The sequence below is a fragment of the Candidatus Melainabacteria bacterium genome (assembly GCA_003963305.1).
In the GTDB taxonomy this organism is placed as follows: Bacteria; Cyanobacteriota; Vampirovibrionia; order Obscuribacterales; family Obscuribacteraceae; genus PALSA-1081.
In genome coordinates, this window is sequence record RXJR01000031.1 from 31,728 (window position 1) to 50,245 (window position 18,518).

Here is an 18,518-nt window from a genome sequence, read left to right on the forward strand (position 1 = left end):
AAATAGAAAAAGGCAATCAACTTAGATTGCCTTCATCAAAGTGGCGTGCCCGGAGAGATTCGAACTCCCGACCTCATGGTTCGTAGCCATGCGCTCTATCCAGCTGGGCTACGGGCACATTTCGTAGCGGAATATCAATATACCATGTTGCAACAGAATTGAATTTACGAGAAAACACTCGTGTTACAAGATTGACATCGCGAAGTCATGTGCCTAGTAAAATTCCGACTTTCTTGGAGGCATCATTCCGGCGGATTTTATTAGGTAGATCCCTAAGTCGCCCATTGTGTTGTGACAAGATGAACGATCGACAACATGATAGCGACCACCATCATTTAATTCGTATACCCATTCCGCGCCGTCGTATCCGAGTGTCGATTCATCCATGGATTTTTGATCGTAGATTTTCACCTTATCTAGGATTTGTTCGAATTGTCTGAATTGTAGCTCCGTCCAATTCACTTCGGTATTTTTAGTGAGTTTGCCTGGATCAAATCCACCACTTCCGCTCAATTCCTTCGCCACCAAAATTGCTTTTCCATCATCGTATTTGGTGACTCGGATGCATATCGAGTGGTGGAAGGAACGCAGCCAGAGTAACCTGCAAACGAATTGTTCTTTTGAGTTCGCGAGCACTTGTAGGGATTTTTCATCCATGGCAATTAAGTGGCGGGTGTACCAACTCTGGCGGTACTTGCCCAAACTCGAAGGGAAGTATTTTTGATTTGTTTCAGCGAAAATTGGCGCACTGCTTCTGCGCGGTGGCAACGGTTTGCAGTCGCTATGATCAAAACTCAAATTGTTTCGCACTATACCAAGAGCACTGTCATTAAATAGCCCCGGGCTCATGCGCTTGGCTAAATCGTTGCGGATCATACGCAGCGGGTCATAACGATCGCCACACTGGATTATTGGGTGAAACTCCGAACGAACCCGCAGCGGACTTGGAGCTTCTTGAGAGAACGCTGGTTGGTTAATTAATAACAACATCAATAGAGCTGCTATAGCGTTCATCACAGGCAATGCTCCTCCTCATGATGTCTATGGTACGCGTGAAAAGCTGTAACTCTAAGGAGTAGCTGCTGGTCACAGTGGGGTAATCATCCCTGCACAAGCCGTACTTCATAGGTGTAACTAAGTAATTCTGCACTTCATGCCATTTCAACACTCCTCGGCGTGAAGCGATCTGCTTTGTAAGTCAGCAGTAAAATAGCCTTCTTTAGAACATCTGACATCGACATCCATACCAAATACTGATGACAGTTTGCCTCGCGTCAGCAAAGACACCTTTTCACCGTCGCTATGTATTTTGCCCCCTTTCATCAAGACAACGCGCTTGATCTCCGGAACGATCTCGTCGATGTGGTGCGTCACGATGAGCAGCGCGCATCCTTTAGCGGCAAGTCCGCGCAGCGTTTCAAGAAAATGCCGACGACCAACAATGTCGAGCCCGCTTGTAGGTTCGTCGAGCAGCAGAGCGCGCGGTCGGTGCACAAGTGCGCGTGCAATTAGAACGCGGCGCGACTCTCCCGTTGACATGGTCTCAAGAGTCTTTTCAGCCAAGTGAGATGCGCCCATGTCATCCAGGGCGGCCAATGCGTCGTGGCGCATTTCATCAGTCACTAGCTGGTGGCTGAATGTACCCTGGCTTGAGAAGTATCCGCTCAAGACTGCATCGATACCTGTAATGCCGCCCGCGGCAGTGAAAGCAATTTGCAATTCCGGCGTAATGATGCCGAGCAATTTTCTCAAATCGAAAACGTTCCATGTAGTTTGACCGAATATCGATACAGCAGGTCTTCCATCAGAATGCGCAACCGGATAAATGTGTCGGGTAATCAACTTGATGAGAATGGATTTTCCGCTGCCATTCGGTCCAATAATGGCTGTGTGTTCACCTTCCGAAATTTCGATGGATATGTCATCGAGAATGTTGATGCCGTTGCGGCGAACTGTTGCGTGGTCGATTTTAAGCATGGCTTCCAGACACTCCACAACAGTGAGCACACGAGATCCGCTCGCACCTCAGAAATTAATAGAATACAGTGCGAAACGGAAAGTTTGAGCGATAATTGCATAACTCAACAGAGAGGCGATGATGAGCGAGAAAACAACTGCGGCAACGGCGACAGACGACGACGCTAAAAAGCGGCTGAAAGAACAAGTCAATAAGCTGCTCAGTCAGGATAACTGGAAAAGCAAAGGCAGCATCAAGCTGGGTGGCAAGTCGTTGAAATACAAAGCCATTGCCGGTTTCATACCTGTCACCGCAGGCGGGCTCGACGAAAAGCGAGGCGAGCCTGAAGCCGCAATTTTCACCATATCTTATTTGATGGAAGACGCCGAGGCGACCGACCGTCCAGTGTGTTTTGTATTCAACGGCGGTCCGGGTTCGTCATCCGTCTGGCTCCATCTGGGAGCCCTCGGTCCCAAGCGGGTGGTCGTCGATGACGATGGAAAAATGCCAACGCCGCCCTACAAGGCTGTTGACAATCAAAGGTCATGGTTTGAGCACTTCGATCTGGTGTTCATCGATCCGCCTCACACAGGCTATTCACTGACAGCAAGTGAAGAAGCCCGAAAAAAGATGTTAGGAGTTGATGGCGACGTCGATGCACTCACTGAATGTATTCGAACCTGGCTCAGCGAGCACCGCCGATGGGGCTCCAGAATTTTCCTTGCAGGAGAAAGCTATGGCACTACGCGTGGTGCGGCACTAGCTGACAAATTAACCGACAAAGGTATCGCGCTGTCAGGTTTGATCCTGGTCTCATGCGCGATGGACTTCCAAAGCATCGTCTTTGCCCCTCGCAATGACCTTCCATATTCATTGTTCCTCCCGGGTTTCGCGTGCGTTGCACAGTATCATGGAAAACTTTCCGGTCCGCTGGGCGAATCGCCAGAAGCAGCGCGGGCTGCAGCCGAAAGTTTTGTCGAGGAGGATTACCTGCATGCACTTCACGCCGGCGCTCGACTCTCTCAGTCGAAACGAGCGAGCGTTGCAGCCAGAATGTCGGATTTGACCGGACTTCCGGTTTCGCTAATAGAGGAAAAGAATCTGCGTATCAGTGACGAGACATTCTTCTTCGATTTACTTCGCGATAAGGGATTGATCGTCGGTCGATTGGACGCACGAGCCATTAGTCCGATGGCGGCCAGCCGCACTCGTAACTGGGAGTTCGACCCCGGCATGGAGTCGATCGTCGCCCCTTATACCATGGCGGCACACGCATACATGATTGAGCAATTGGGCATCGAGACCAATGACCGATACGAAATCTTTTCAATGGACGCACACAAACAGTGGAACTTCAACCGCGGGGAAGAGAAAGGAAATTCTTTCACCTGCACAAGTCCTGACTTGTCGCGCGCACTGCGCCGAAATCCGCATCTTAAAGTCTTTGTAGCAAGCGGATATTACGATCTCGGCACACCTTACAGTGCAACAGATTGGTCCCTCTCCCAACTGGACGCACCACCCGATGTGCTCGCCCGAGTACAACACCACTATTACGATGCTGGGCACATGATGTACACGAGAGAGAAGGACATGAAGAAGCTCAAGGACGATCTGGCAGGGTGGTTATCATAAGCAAGAAATTCGTCAACCTTCTGCAGTTGTTAAACAAAGGACCAGAGTAAGTTGTCTCCGAAATACGTTGCATCTTGGTTGATTTGGGGCACTGGTGCCACTCTTTGGGTGCTTGCGTGGCTACACTCGGTGCCGGATACAGTCGGTTGGTTCGGCGTTATTCTTATGTGTGCAAGTTGCACCACATTTCCTTTTCTCGCAAAGAAATCAGATAAACAGTAAGAACTTAGCGAGCAAACCAGGCAAAGCATAGCCTGATCCTATGCGTAAAACACTCATAAAATCGAGACCAAGCGACCTAGTTCTAGTAGGATTGGAACTATGGATAAATCATACATTGTCGACTATAACGTACACTACAGAAAATGGATCTGTTGTGCCATAGTATTGGGACTTTTAGTAGTTCATACTTACGGCACAACTGCAGCGACAAGGGCTGAACCAGATAACAATTCTGTGCTGCCAGCCAGAGCTCCTCTACGCCTGACACTTGTACCGGACTTAGGCTATACAGTGACGGGGACTAGTAGTTTCAGATCTTTCTCTCACGGCTCCACACTAGTTTCTATCGATCGCAAAAACCTGATAAACTTGAACCAATCCGAGATTGAGAGCCTGTTGGACGGTCCACTCGATTCTGAAGTAGAAATTTCAGTTCTAACTTACGATGGTCAGCTTGAAACAGAAAGAGTCAAACGAACGCGACCTTTACGATCGTCAATGTGGGATCGACGCAAATTATTGTTCTCGAACTACGATGCGCGTTCTGCTCGCAATTGGAACAGCTCGTTCGTCGAGGACAGCTTGGACCTCGAAGCGCTAGCTACGCAAGGTCTGGTGATCCGAGAAGCAGCAGAGAGCCTTCCGCCCACCAAACAAAGCATCAGTATCGTCGCATTTGCTAGTGCCATCACAAACTATCAGCTAGGGAATCTTCAACAGGGTGACCTTGACTTACAAAAATGTTTTCAAAACTACCAGCAGAATCAGAGATGGCTGACGAGTCAAAACATTCAACCCATCCAAGCAATCAACCTGCTAATTGGCTTAAACCGGGATGATTTTTGCTCAAAAGTTTTAGAGATGATGAGGGATAGTAGATCGTTCCAACTGAAAGATTGCTATGGTCAGGTCGCGCTGACACTGGTTAGTTCGCACCCCAATGCTGCTTTTGAGCTGACCCAAAATTGTGCAGCCCAATGGCAGGGAAATGAAACTCCACTCTGGGTGCCCTACATTTATAGAAAGACAGGGGATCTGGCAAAAGCAAAGGCGCTCATTGCAAAACATTTAGAAGTAATCGACAGCTATGCAAACATGGAACGTAGACCCTTGGATGCTCTTTCCGGTGCAGTAGCTATAGGTCCACTGCGCGAATACTGCAGATGGGTTTATGAACTAGCCTGCACGGAAAGCGAGCTTGGAGAATTCACAGAAGCCGCTCTCACGCTGAAAAAAGGAATCTCTCTCTACGAATCAAAGCTCTCAAAAAGCCAACTCGAAGCGCTCGACAAACAACCAGTCTACTTTCCGAAACCTGGTGACCTCAGGGCGGCCAAGGAGAATGTCGAGTCAAGCAAAAAGCTAATTTCACCCACCCCCCTTAAACTTGAGCAACAGCTCGAGTGCGCAGCAGTTGCCAGCACTGCCTCAGCGATAGAAAAAGCCGATAAAGATACTGCCTCGAAAAACATAAAACTGCTGCTGCAGCACTACCGATACAACATACCCGATCCGCTTAGTTCAACGGGCAAACTCAATGTTTATTGCGCAATCCTCAGCCTTGCTCGTCAGATGACTAACCGGGGCTGGTATTCGATGGCAGAGACCACCATGACACAATTACGTGAAGTAGCTGGCGGAAAAGATGCAAATCCCATGGCTCAACACTTTCTTGCAGCTGAGATATTTTATGACGCATCGAAGATGCACGAATCTAAGTCGCTCAAAACTGTAGCGTTGAGCGATGCCTGGAACAATTTCGCAAAGCAGAGCAACAGCCAAGAGCCGCTAAGCGAACAATTCCGGCAACTAGCAGTCTTATATTACTACGCAGCGATGCCCGAACGAGCCGAGTTCTTTATCAAGAACGCGCAGGATGTTTTACAGCAAGAGTCTGGTCGGTCCCGGGAAAACATCATTAAGCTTGACGCAGCTTGCATCGCGGCATCACAAAAGAACTACAAGAAAGCGCAACAACTATTCCACGAAGCTATCACAATTCCAGGTCCAATTGACGACGCGTTCTATTTTACCGCAATCGAACTAAGCAGCATCTACAAGAACTCAAACCTTCGCGATGAAGCAATCAAGACATTGCAACTAGTAAGAGAAAAACCGAACAGTCAAACGGGCCATCGGTGGAACGATAGTTCAGTTCCAATGGAGATTACTTTCGCAAAACTGTTACTTGAATCAGATCGCGCTAAAGAAGCGTACGCAATTGCGTCAGCAACAGCAAGCAAAAAAGTAAAACTACTAAACCGGAACGAGTGCTACATCGTCGGTAAGTGCGCAGAAGCAGCAGGAGATTATGAAAAAGCCGCCGAATATCTTGAAAAAAGGCACTGGCTTGGTGGAGGCTCGATGTCCACACCGGAATTAACGAGCACCTCTGAGATACTACAGGAGGCATTCGAAAATATTGAAAAGACAAAAGAGAATCCGCAGCTCCACGCCAAAATTTGCACCGAACTAGCAGATTCGCTAGACCAGAAACAATCGAAGCGAAAATATGAGTTGTATCAAAAAGCACTATCGATGACACCTGATGATAATAGTCAAGAAAAAGTGCAGCTACTCCAGAAACTGGCAAATTTAAGCGCATACAGTATGGGCCCGGGTAGAGAACCAGGCAAGGCTGAGGGCTTAAAATTCAAAAATGAGGCAGCTCAACTTGCTGAAAGGAACCACGCCTCAAACGCAGCACGGCTTTGGGCGCTACTTGCCAACGAAGAACTGAACAATACAATGGTGGAACGCGCCATTGAGCATATGCGACGTGCAATTTCACTTTACGACGGTAACCTCTCCAGTGGTGGCGCCATGGCGTTTACATCGGAGTACTTTCCAGAAGGTTTGAAGAGACTTAACCGAGGTGCTGATGCTGAACGTATATTAGGAGAGGCGCTAGAAAAAACCATTTCGGTAACAGGCCCGGAGTCTAGTCAAACACAAGTCCAGCTACTGGACTCGTTCAAATACGAAGTGAATAATTCAAACGAACAATCAGCACAGCAGATTCTAGACAAACTACTTCTCTGCAATATGAGAACAGGCGAAACAGTTCATCAGTCTATGATGCATTCCCATTGCGGCATGGGTCCATTTCGAAGATCCAACGCTGTAGAATGCGTAGCGGAGCTCTTATCTATTGCTCGATCGAAAGAGAAAACGCACCCAAAGTTTGCTGAAACTATTTTGACAAAGGTCTTAGCGGCCCAGCAACAAGCGCTCAAACCCAACGATGACCGTATGATGATCACGCTTGCGGCTATGTCCGGCTTCAGGTATCGACAAGGCGACTTTAAACAAGCCGAGAGTTACGGAAGACAAGCATACGACATTAGCAAACAGTACTTCAGCGGCGAGTTTGCGGTGCGTCAAGCTGGTCCAGAATTTCTGTTGGCACTGGAAAAGCTCGGAAAGACTTCCGAGGCTCAAAGTCTGGCCAAACTCAGGTACGTTGGAGTAGACAGACCATGACCTTCGAGTTGCATTATCAATTCAATCTGGCCGCCTGGTTATCCTGACTTAGTTTGTATTACCGCCCGACAGCCTTTCGCATCATATCAAGGTGCTCATCACAAACGCTCTCCTCACTGTCGAACCAACGCTCGATCTCCGCGAGCACATCCGCGTCAGTCGGCAGAGCTTGATACAAAGCAAACAGAATGGGCGCGTTCCTGCACTTTGTCGATTCAGAGTATTTAAGCTCTATCCGAGGAGTTTTGAGAAGAGCTTTCGCCCATGCAATCGCCTGCTCGTCTTTCAGGCGAACCTTTTCACAAAGGTGCTCTTTCGAAAAAAGATTGGAATCGACAAATTCCTCTATCTCCTCAACGGTAACGCCTCTGTCGTTTTTAGTGTCTCTAAAATATTCATACTTAATTACTTGAGTTTCAATTTCGTCTGGATTCCGATAAGCCCAGTCAAGCGCCTCGTCGGTGAAATACTCTGGAGCTCTGCGCCTTAGGTTCATTAACATGTGACCCTTCAAAGCATCGGATCGCGATGCAAGCCACCGTCGTGCCAGGTCGATGCGAAACTCTGTACTACCTTCACCGATGGCACCAAGCAAAATGCTCTCATAATATCCATGCCCCTCGTTCCGTTTCAGCCAGGCGTCCGCAAAAACGAGTGCGCCTGCTGGTGTTTCGAAACGCCCCCAGTGAGAGAACAGCACGGTAAGTATCTCCGGGCTATACCGTTTCGAGGTTCGTGGTTCCAACCACCGCCAAATCAGATCGAATAACTCAGGGGATGGTTTGAGCGTGACGCCAGTTGAAAGAATTCTTGATGCTTTCTTTGAGTTCGGATGCTCATCAATCCACTTCAAGGCAAGTGGCGCCACCACAAGAGGTGACACATCCATTAAGTGCCCCAGCGCGAATGGAGTATATTTTTCATGCCATCGATCTAGAAGCCACTGCTGCACTGCAGCCCCATATTTTAAATCATCTTTTTCCAAAAGAGCAGCTGCTGCGAAGACACCTGTATCAGTTGATGTCGCATTCATGATTTCGAGCCCAAGCTGAATGGACTGTTCATCACCTATGTGTTTTATCAAAGTAGAAACAGTAAATTCACTCGGAAATTCTCGTAATAATTCAACGGACTTTTGCTGCACAGCAGCAGCTTTTGTCATTGGAAGCAACAATTCAGCTATCAGGACTGAATCCTTACCGCTACCGAAATCAACCAACCAATCCGATGCGGCTTCGACGAGCGACTGATACTTAAAGCTGATCAAAAAATTCTTCCACAAACTGACAATGTGTGGATTACGAGGATGAGTTGCACCGTAGTTAATCAGCCACTCATGCCAATTTACGTTTCTAATATGAACAAGGGAATCCAACGAAAACCATTCACGCGATTCAAGCCAAAACTCAAACCACTGAAATGTCTCAGCTTCGGGTTTCATCTCTATGAAAGCGAAAAGAACATCGTAGACGCTCGGGCTATCCTTCTGTCGTTTATCCAGCCAGCACCGCATCGCTGCAAAGTTGGAGTCGCAGGGATCAGCGCGAACTTGCGCGATAAGTTCTTGATACTTCATTGGCTCTTTCTTTGTCAGTCACTCTTTCTATATCAGTCCCAAGATATTCTTCACTTAATCCTAGAAAGTGCATCATGCAAACTTCTTCGCGCATGGAAGCCGAAAGCTCAATACAGCATTTAACCAGTAGTCCCAAAAACTCAACTCACTTCTTCCCAACAGGAACAGCAAGCACAGGGTCGCCGCCAGTCCATGCTTTGTTGAACAAGTCTGGAGTCTGCACCATGCCGCGGTCACTGAGAACTTCGGCGCCGACAGAAGTCTTTAGCTGATTGAAAGCCTGGTTCAGAGTAGTGCCCTTGCCGTTGCACTGAAGCGATTCGATCAGGCGCCGTGTGAATACGCTGTTGGGATAATTCTTCGATTCCCATGAGACCTGGTCCGCCAGGCTAGAGCAGAGAATAACTTGCCCGCTGCCGACCTTCAGACCGCCTGCATCCAATTTTGCAGTTCGCAGCAGCCCCTTGCTGGAAGAGTCACCAGCACCGGTATCATCGTCATCATCGATGTCATCTGCCGCCTTCTTATTCTCATCGCCGGCCGAACCGCTATGGCAAACGTCGAGAATGACTACGACTCGCTTGCTGTGAACTTGCTCCTGAATAATCTTCGTCAACCACTGCATCGGCAGTCCGGTAGAAACGAGCTTCATCTTATCTGTGTCATGCGCGACCAGAAAGTTGACCCCGACATCTTCCTGAGACGAGCTGCCATGGCTTGAAACATAGACGACAACAAGATCGTTTTCCTTAGCATGCTTTCCGAGCCATCCATCACCAAGCTTAGATATGATCTCTTCTTTGGTGGCATTCGCATCAGTCAACAACTTCACGTGATCACTCGCGAAATTTTCCTGACCGACCAGGAAATTTTTAAAGTCAGTCGCGTCCTTCGCAGCGTACTTCAAGTTGATGGTTGAATCTTTGAAGTTGCTGATACCGATCAAAAGAGCCCATTTGTCAGAAACCGATTTGTCGTTGGATGTGCCGGACAATGTGGCGGATGTATAGCTCTGCACAGCAGATCCACCGGGTAGCGCAGCCGTAATTTCGCGAGATTGCTTGAGTAACGGCTCGGCAAGATCATTCTTATTCTGCTTTCGATACAAGGTTGCGAGTGATTCCAAATCGCCGGCGACCTGCGGGCTCTTCTTCCCAAAAAGCTTTTCATCCGCGCTCAATATGCTCTTCGACAATGGCTCAGCTTCATCGTATTTTTTCTGAGCCACCAACACATCACACAACGATCGCTGATCGTTGATCGTTTGGACGTTGTCTGATCCGAGTGTTTTTTGTGCGAGCGCCAGCGCATCACGAAACATTGTTTCAGCCTTTGCGTAATTTTTCTGCGCAAAATAAACGTCTGCCAGGCTATGCACAGTCAATGCTATATCAGGATGGTCCGCACCAAGCTTCTCTTTGCTTATCTTCAGCGCCTTGTTCAGCAAACTTTCAGACTCATCGAACTTCCGTTCGTCAGCCAAAATATTCGCGAGTTCGACTTCGTCATGCGCAATAGACGGATGGTCTGCAGTTAGAAGTTTTTCGTCGAGTTGCAGGGCTTTCCGCGCCAATTCTTCCGCTTCGCTGTATCGTCCCTGATAGCGAGCAATTGAAGCTTGTGTGATCCAGCATTTCGAAATTTCTACGTTCTCTTTACCTAGAGCGCGCTCAATCACTTTAGTCGCTTGCTGACAGAGTTCTTGAGCTTTTACGTAGCGCCCCTCATCTCTAGCGAGCAAGGCGAGATCGAGTAAAACTTTTCCATATTCCGGATGTTCCTTCGTTAAAGTTGCAGCACGAATTTTGCGCACATTCTGGAACGCTTTTCTTGCTTCAGCAAATCTGCCTTCCTTTCGATACAACTCGCCAAGCGGTTCTTGCGCTATCGCAACATACTCATGCTCAAAACCTACGAGTGACTGAATGCCAAGCAAAGTTGCTTTGTACAACGCTTCTGCTTCTTTGTATTTCCCCTTCTCATTGAGAATTTGCGCAAGATTGAAAGCCGTATATGCGTACAGCCAATTCTCCCTGGACGCAGGAGTGGTGAACAACGCCATCGTTTTGTCGTTCATCTCTTTGGCATCGCTAAGTTTTCCCCATTTGATGTACAAGCGAGTCATGCCGTTGTACGGCAGGGCTAGATTTATGTTTTTGGGTCCGACCTTCTTCAAAGCGATTGCGATCGAGCTATTCAGAATCTGCTCACACTCCGGAAATCGGCTCTGGTCCAGATACAGAACAGACAAGTCGCTCATCATCGCCGGAATTAAATCGCTAGCGCGCTTCTTTCCTGCTTTGTATTTCTTGTTAAGGTGCCCTTTGTCAGATTCTTCAGCCTGCGCAATAGCGCTTTTGAAAAGAGCTTCAGCCTCTTTGTAGCGACCAGACGACCTGTACGCTTCGGCTAGCCCAAGAGAAATCTGAGCCTCTTGATAGCTCGTTTTCTCGCCAGGGAATTTTTGCGCTTGCTCGAACAACTGAATGGCATCTTTATAGCGCCCGTGCTGGTAATTGGTTTGAGCACTGACGATAAGACTATCGAGCTGAAACGGCTTTTCAATCGGATTAACGTGGGCAGCTTCGCTCTCAGCTGCGGCTGATTGCATTGAATCTGCAGCAAAAACTGGATATTGAGCCACAGAGAAAGAAAGTGCTAGAAAAGCAGCGAGAAAACGATGGGATCTCATAGAAACCTGACTGAAAGGAACAGACCACGATGACTATAGATTTTAGCGCGAAATAGAAACTGCTGAGTCAGACGCCTCCGGACAATAATTCTGTCTCCTTAATGCCCGCGCCGGTCAGTTCCAATTAGCACGGTTATCGCAAATCCCTACGGCAACAGACAGCTAAAAATCACAATTTAGTGTTGATGATTAAGCCCTTTACAGATAGAGGGGAATTGCAAGCACACCTTATCTTCATCCCAGCTTTGCCCAGTTATCTCAGTATCGAAGGACAATTCATCTCTGGACAAAACATCCGCAACACTCCACCCTGTTTTCTCTTCATAGGCAGTGGCTACCGTCATCAGGAAGTCCTCCTCAAACGGTTCCAAGGAAGGCAAAATCTCACTTAACTGCGAGACTAAGAATTGTGGATCCCCCAGACTTCGATGAAAGTTCTTCTGGCCAAGTGACAGCATCCAAGCGCGAAATGACTCGAATGAATCGTCGGAACAACCGTCGTATGCGATGTAAACCACTGCCCACAAGTCCCACCTGAACGCCCTGGCGAGCATTCGGTTCTGAATTATTGCAAAATCAATTATTTCGCCTGGGTTCAGCTCGGTCAAAGCTTGCAACAGATTCTCGGCATGAACGCTGATATTAGTGTCACGAGTTTTCTCCACAAGTTGCCAGAAGATCTCCTCTGTCATCGAACCTGCGTCGGACACTGCAACTGCGGCTCGTGCAGAATCCTGCAATGCAATCAATTTTTCCTTTGATAAACCATTAAGAATCGCTGGTAATGACTCAAACAACAGATCAATCGCAAGCTCAAGTTTAACAGCCAAGCCAAGCAGCAGCAGAGAAACGCTCTCACCGATAAAAGCTTCCATTTCGCTGAAATCGCTATCCGTTTTATCTCGCCAATCTCGCTCGACCTTTGCACAAAGCAGCTCTCTTCTGCAACTCAAGGGTCCGCAATTAATAGCACCATCTCGATCACTAAACTCAATCTTCAATCGAATTTCTTTGTATCGAGTTAGTCCCAATTCTTCAAAACAGAGCAGATCGTTGAGCTTCTTTTGGATGTCTTTTTGAATGGCTGCTTCATGTCGGTTCCATCCTCCGTGACGAGTATGGCGTATCATTATAGACAGCAGCGGCGCAGACGTCATAATAGAGTTGCTCAAGTTCGTTAACGATCAAGTATCCCACATAAACATGAGTACTGATGAATTACGCGGAAGTGCTTACCGATGCAAAACAAACAGCGGAGGCAGAAGCCATCAAGCAGGAGCTGAATCGATGATGCACTTGAACTAAAATGTAGCGATGTATTGATTCTACGAGTCAAAAAGAAATCTTTTGCGAAGTAGCGGAGATTACCCAACGCGCACGCCGCTGAACATCGGCATCAGGGTGACGCGAAAGAGCTTCCAGGTCAGCTTGAAACTCAGACGAATCAACGTATCTAGCCACTCGGCAATAGTATTTGAATTCACGCCGATCCCGCAGTTTAACCGCCGCGATCACAACAGCCCGTATTCTTTGCGCATCATCATTCGATAGTGGATGCTTTCGGATAAAACGCAGGAGATCCGCCTTCACATATCCAGAACCAAAGAACCACGGGTCTTTCTCTAGAAAAGTTATCGCCGGCTTTACACCACGAGAATCGCCCTTCTTGAGTTTCGCAAATGACTCCCAGAAGCCCGGAGGATAAGCTTCGTCCGTAGCTTGCCGGAACAGCGCTGCCGCTTCTTTCCAGACCGCTTCTTAGTCGTCTCGCCCCAGACGACGATCGTATAGCCGATAAGCTTCGTGACAAAGTAACCGAGCTTGCTCTGCACGCTCTGCCATCAACAGCTGATCGAACGAAGCAGGTTTGATTGAGAGCGCCTTCAACCGTGTCTCAACATCTCTCAGCTTTTTCTTACGCTCTTGTTCCGACATTCTCGCTAATTCATTCGCCCACAGAACCTATCAGTTTGAAGCGCTTACTTCGCGCACATCCAATGTTATTTCAGGAGGAAACTGGCGACAAGACCTCCGTGAAGCCAACACTTAGTAATTCGGAAAGTCCATCATCCAACCTTCGGCCATCTGCCGCTTGTATTAAATAGCGGAGTGTAATCCTCGCAAGCAATCCGCCAACCTGCCACTCGATCATCGGCATACAAGATCTCGAAATCGAACCCAGGTCTGAGCGGTTCGGTCTCAAAATCAAATCCATAAGCTTCCACACTAAGAACCGAGCCGCGTGATTCGTTGACCAAAGTCGGCGGGAATTGCTCGATCGGATACTTCTTCCCCGCCCCTGAACCAAGCAAATCATGCACCTCGCCACGGGTCATGCCGTAAACAGGATAATCTTCGAAAAATTTCTGCAGAGCTTCGCCGCGACATGGAATCTCCCGAATCAATTCCCAGTCACGCCAATCAGCGGGATCAAAACCCGGAACTATTACTTTTACTGCAGCTAATCCCGAACTAAAGTGGGTAGCCTCGATGAATTGCGGCTCAATAACGAACTTGCCGGTTCGATCGATGAATCCAAATAGCCGCTCGTTCATGTCATCGGATTTGACAGCAACACAAGCGAGACCCTCGACACCGAAGTGCAAACGAGCATTCATTCCTTCGATAAACGCAGGTTGAATAACAACTTTGCCGGTACGGTCTATGTAGCCCCAGTTTCCACCCTGGTGCCGGTAGCAATTATTGGTTTCGTCACGAACCAGTTCGGCACCGAGTTCTACGCCGGCAAGACCGTGTCGAAATTCTCGCACGTCAGCGCAATCTTCAGGAAGCGTGATCGCGACATTTCCTTCCCTATCAATGAAAAACCAGCGATTATTCTTTTTAACACCCGCCAATCCTTCGCTGAAATTGTAAGTAGAATCGAACGTCGGCGGAATGACAACGCGACCATGCTTGTCAAAATATCCCTGTTGCGTGTGATACCTTTGCTTGTCGATAGTGAACATAAAGCTGGCCAGCCCTTCACTGAAGTCGCCGCTGTAATGTTCAGGCGCACGAACTACGATTTCTCCATCAGGATCGACGTAGCATGTCCTTTCACCCTCGTCAACGCGCAGCAAGCCGTCGGACCAATATTCGTCGCGCAGGTGACTCAAGCCAAGATTGCGTAATTCGCGACCTCTATTATCGATCAATATCAGATCGAATGAATACGACTGTCCGGGGTGAGGAACACTTCGCGACTTCATGACGACAGCGCGATTTTGATAAAAGGCTGATACACGCACGTATTTTGGCGGAACAAGAATATTTCCTTCAATATCTGCAAAACCTTTCGGTTCGCCGTCTTTACCAACTTCAAAGAGACCCTCTGCAGTTTGCGAGTGAACACGTAAATTCCGAATCGGCACGACGTGCCCGTGCGTATTTACGCAACAGACTGCCATAGCTGGTTCTGACGCTTTGTTGTGCGGAAGTTCCGCTACCGCAAAATCATCGACAAACTCGGTAGCATTGATAAACTGCGGCTCGACAACAAACTCACCTCTGGTGTTGATGTATCCATATTTATCCATGAATTTGTTCCGTTGGCGCAAGAATAAGGGAAATAACACTTATATCAGAGACTGCGATCACTTATCCGCGTCACAAATGTCCAATTCCAGTATATGCAACTCACCTTGCTTCAATAAGACCACTTCAGCCGACAATAATCAAGACGATTTTTTCTGTCCATAAGCCACATCACTGAATGTACGTTGAAATTCGTCCAGGCTCATAGTAAAAACACCATCATCTTTACCATCTCGGGGTTTGCCGTCAGCATCGACAGGTTCCCCACGCCCCCATGGATTTCTAATCGTCACAGTTTTGGTGGCTGGATCGTAGTCTTCAACGCTGTATTCGTGCTTTCTCTGCAACCCCTGTTCAGTCTTATCATAGCCCGATTTGATTAACGACAGAATATTCCCATTGATGCCTACTGTGACCGGTTGCCCATCTTTGATTGCCTGTTGCAACTTTGCATCGATTTCGGATGAAGACGAATACGATATTAAATCGATGTCGACTCCGCTCGGGCTGAGAATTCGGACGCCATCGTGGAGCATGGAACCATTGGGCACGCCATCTTGAGATACGGTCTTATTTTGATCGTAGTATTTGCCGTAAGCCTTTTCTATTACAGACGGCCAAATGCCCTTGTTTCCTGATGCGTACAAACTCATTTCTGCATCAGTCGGTGCATCAATCGTGACCGGATGAGTCGGATCGCCCGGGAAAGTAACTGTGTAGGTTCCGTTTTCGTTGTCCTTGATCATATCTTTTATAGCCTGCGGGTTGTTCCTGGCCAGGGACGACAACGCTGAAACAAAGTAACAGTCTCCAATACCGCCCTGAGTTACGGCGTCAAAAGTAATGCTATTCAATGGATTTTCTTGATCAGCAAACAACTCATGACTTGCATCTTTGAGTTTTTGACCGGTCTGCCAAAAGGCTGCGTCAATGCCACCAATCAAGTCTTTTTCCGCCTGAGTTTGGTCAGCGCGATTAACCATCTCGTTGCACGCATCGATATCTTTCGAAGTAACGCCATCGTTTTCAAAGCCAAATTCATCGTCACTGAGCGTTTGAATTTTTTCCAAATTGCCTTTCAAAACACTTACGAACTGTGCATCTTGTCCCTTGAATAATTGGCTGGCAGTAGCCTGTTCGATTTCAGATTTAGTAATAAAGCCATCGTTATCGGTATCAATGAGACCCTTGTTTTTCTCGTACAAGCGCTTCATGTCGCTACTGCCCAAAGCATCCGTAGGTCGATTTTCACTGTCTTGGCTTTTGTCGCGGTCTGGACTTTTGTCTTTATCCGGAACTTGTTCAGTGTTACCAATTTGTCCGTGACCTTCTCGGCTCTTACTATCAACGATTTCAAAAGGTTGCAGATATTGCTTGGTCGAATTCTCTTTGCGCTTGTTCTCCGATTGCAAAACGGACTTCTGTGCTCTGGCACCGTGAGCGGGTTGCGAATTATCATCTTGCTGAAAACTTGAACGTTCACGATTCTCTTGAGTAGCCTCTTTCGTGAACTTGCGGCTCGATTCGAAACCTTCACCCATAGTAAATTCCTCGCTTAAATTAGAATCGGCATGCTACCGCGCGAACCCAGAGTCGTGTTCTGCGCCTGGTCCGGATGTGAATAAACTGTCTAGTAAGCGGACGCAGTGCATCCATGGACTTAATAAAGACAGCTTCCTGTTTCGGAGTTGTTAAAGCCATGTACCGACGCGCTAAAGCGCTTAGCGAGCGACTATTAGAGTGGCACGCCCCAACGCCGCAACTTCCAGTACCAGAGCGTGTCGCCCTTCTGAATCGGAAGCGGTGAAATTCTGGGATCGTTAGACGGTCTGTTATAAGCCGACTCGACATATGCGCTTGCCGCACGTTCAGCCCATCCAGGAGGCTGAGACAGACCACGAAAGAGAGTCAGAGTCTCATGCGTCAGCACGAAAGTGGTATTGCCATTTTGCCAAACAGTATGTGCAGGGTCGAAGAGTTCGACTTCGTCGTAGTGAATATGGTAGACCCGCCTTCCGATATTCGCGTTTTTAACTGCTAATTGATTGTTCTCGTCCGTCGGCCAATCTGCCCAGCCATCGTATCTTCTGGCTACATCTATCACCGTCCAGGGTGTTGTAGTTGGTGTCGGTTTACCAATAGTGCCACCAAATTCGCGCTGACCGATACCGCGGCCGCCACATGCGCGCAGTGGATTCCCAAGGAGGATAAAAGTCACTCTACTGGGCGGCGGAGCGGAAGAATCATTCGCGTGCTGTCGCATCCAATGAGAGGCGACCTGCGCGCCCTGACTGTGCGCTAAAACGATAATTGGACCGGGCGTGGAGCGCAATGCAGCATCCAGCGCAGCAACGCCTTTCGTAATCGTTTGCGGACTTATGCTCGCGGGATAACGCACCTGATACATACGATATGGCGACCGAGAGAAACGCCCATGAAAAACCTCGGGCATGTAATTTATCAAATTGAAGTTCAGTCCGGTGAGCGTCAGAACAGTCGCCGACGCAGGAATGAGGCGAGTCAAGGGCGACACGTTCTGCGCATACGCAGCCTGTGCCGACACTGCGCAATAGTGCGGCAATATAAGCATGCTCATCGCTGAAACAAGCACCAAAAACTTTAGCAGGAATACCTTTTGCATTTGCTGTGCGACTTACAAATCCTCGAATTGTCAGTCACTCTAACAACAAATACCGGAATAAATCAGGATAATTTTGTGACAAATATCGGTATGGCCAGAGAAGTTTTCAGCTGAGGTAATCGTTCATCGAGGATTGCACGAAGCACCGCCGGCGCAACCAGCGTTTTCGGTCAAAAGTTGTCCTACATCATCGCCTGACAAGAGCACATCCCCAAATCTAATCAGGTTAGTGCGCAGAATCGACTTGAATGTCAGCGTGTATCGCTTCAAAGTAGCGCCGGTGGCGCGAGGCGGAAGCTCGATCGCATCAACAGAACCAAGAATCCAACCATCTCTCATTATCTGCGTTTGGTAGTCTTTCAACTCCCGCGTGACTGTGAAATCTCCGTCTTTATCGGAAAAGCAAAATTGTGTCGTAACCTGCTCGCGTGTCCGCCCGAGGCTTTCAATGAAATAGACGGACAATCCACGAAAGCTGTTTGGCTGCCTTAGATTGCGAACATCCATTCCGCCCGTCGATATATCAGAGCCGAATGCAATTACTTGTATAACTTTTCCAGTTTTTCCAACCGTATATCTTCTATCGACGCCGGAATTAGATTCGACACTGGCTTGTATTCCGTTTCCACAACTAAAAGGTTGTGCGGTTCCCTGAGCCGAAGCTCCGGCAGATGCTGAGAGGCACAGCGCAGAAACTAGCAGCATTCCAAACATATCTTGCCGTCTTCTGGATAAATGCTGCATGTGCTTGACCTCGCTGAATTAATTGAATCCG

Annotated in this window: 11 protein-coding genes and 1 tRNA gene; 2 read left to right on the plus strand and 10 right to left on the minus strand. The window is 48.1% G+C overall.

Features of this window, described 5'->3' with window-relative positions; genetic code table 11:
• Positions 1–41: 41 nt before the first annotated feature.
• The 3 genes from EKK48_26900 to EKK48_26910 all read right to left on the minus strand — a co-directional run bounded on the left by EKK48_26900 (position 42) and on the right by EKK48_26910 (position 1,977).
• Positions 42–118: transfer RNA gene (locus EKK48_26900), tRNA-Arg, on the minus strand.
• A 95-nt stretch (positions 119–213) separates the two neighbouring features.
• A complete protein-coding gene (locus EKK48_26905) occupies positions 214–1,014 on the minus strand; it encodes a hypothetical protein (protein RTL35991.1) in 801 nt (266 codons plus the stop codon).
• 147 nt (positions 1,015–1,161) lie between these two features.
• Entirely contained in the window at positions 1,162–1,977 is an 816-nt protein-coding gene (locus tag EKK48_26910) for an ATP-binding cassette domain-containing protein (protein ID RTL36171.1), read from the minus strand.
• A gap of 121 nt (positions 1,978–2,098) precedes the next feature.
• On the opposite strand from EKK48_26910, the gene EKK48_26915 reads away from it, so the two are divergent.
• Positions 2,099–3,592: a peptidase S10 gene (locus EKK48_26915; protein RTL36172.1), complete on the plus strand. Its 1,494-nt coding sequence runs from the start codon at positions 2,099–2,101 to the stop codon at positions 3,590–3,592.
• A 321-nt stretch (positions 3,593–3,913) separates the two neighbouring features.
• Positions 3,914–7,297: a hypothetical protein gene (locus EKK48_26920; GenBank protein ID RTL35992.1), complete on the plus strand. Its 3,384-nt coding sequence runs from the start codon at positions 3,914–3,916 to the stop codon at positions 7,295–7,297.
• A gap of 58 nt (positions 7,298–7,355) precedes the next feature.
• On the opposite strand, the gene EKK48_26925 is transcribed toward EKK48_26920, so the two are convergent.
• The 7 genes from EKK48_26925 to EKK48_26955 all read right to left on the minus strand — a co-directional run bounded on the left by EKK48_26925 (position 7,356) and on the right by EKK48_26955 (position 18,487).
• Complete coding sequence (locus EKK48_26925) at positions 7,356–8,873, minus strand: hypothetical protein (protein RTL35993.1); 1,518 nt, start codon at positions 8,871–8,873, stop codon at positions 7,356–7,358.
• A gap of 145 nt (positions 8,874–9,018) precedes the next feature.
• The gene (locus EKK48_26930; protein RTL35994.1) at positions 9,019–11,565 is read right to left on the minus strand and encodes a tetratricopeptide repeat protein; all 2,547 of its coding nucleotides are present in this window, start codon (positions 11,563–11,565) and stop codon (positions 9,019–9,021) included.
• A 176-nt stretch (positions 11,566–11,741) separates the two neighbouring features.
• Positions 11,742–12,722 (minus strand): DUF4240 domain-containing protein, encoded by a 981-nt coding sequence (locus tag EKK48_26935; protein ID RTL35995.1) that lies wholly within the window; start codon positions 12,720–12,722, stop codon positions 11,742–11,744.
• 909 nt (positions 12,723–13,631) lie between these two features.
• Positions 13,632–15,104 carry a WG repeat-containing protein gene (locus tag EKK48_26940; GenBank protein RTL35996.1) on the minus strand — a complete coding sequence of 491 codons (1,473 nt, stop codon included), beginning with the start codon at positions 15,102–15,104 and terminating at the stop codon, positions 13,632–13,634.
• Between the two features lie 138 nt (positions 15,105–15,242).
• Positions 15,243–16,643, minus strand: coding sequence for a hypothetical protein (locus EKK48_26945; protein RTL35997.1), 1,401 nt, complete (start codon positions 16,641–16,643; stop codon positions 15,243–15,245).
• Positions 16,644–16,837: 194 nt separating this feature from the next.
• A complete protein-coding gene (locus EKK48_26950) occupies positions 16,838–17,743 on the minus strand; it encodes a PE-PPE domain-containing protein (protein ID RTL35998.1) in 906 nt (301 codons plus the stop codon).
• Positions 17,744–17,866: 123 nt separating this feature from the next.
• Positions 17,867–18,487: a hypothetical protein gene (locus EKK48_26955; protein RTL35999.1), complete on the minus strand. Its 621-nt coding sequence runs from the start codon at positions 18,485–18,487 to the stop codon at positions 17,867–17,869.
• Positions 18,488–18,518 lie beyond the last annotated feature (31 nt).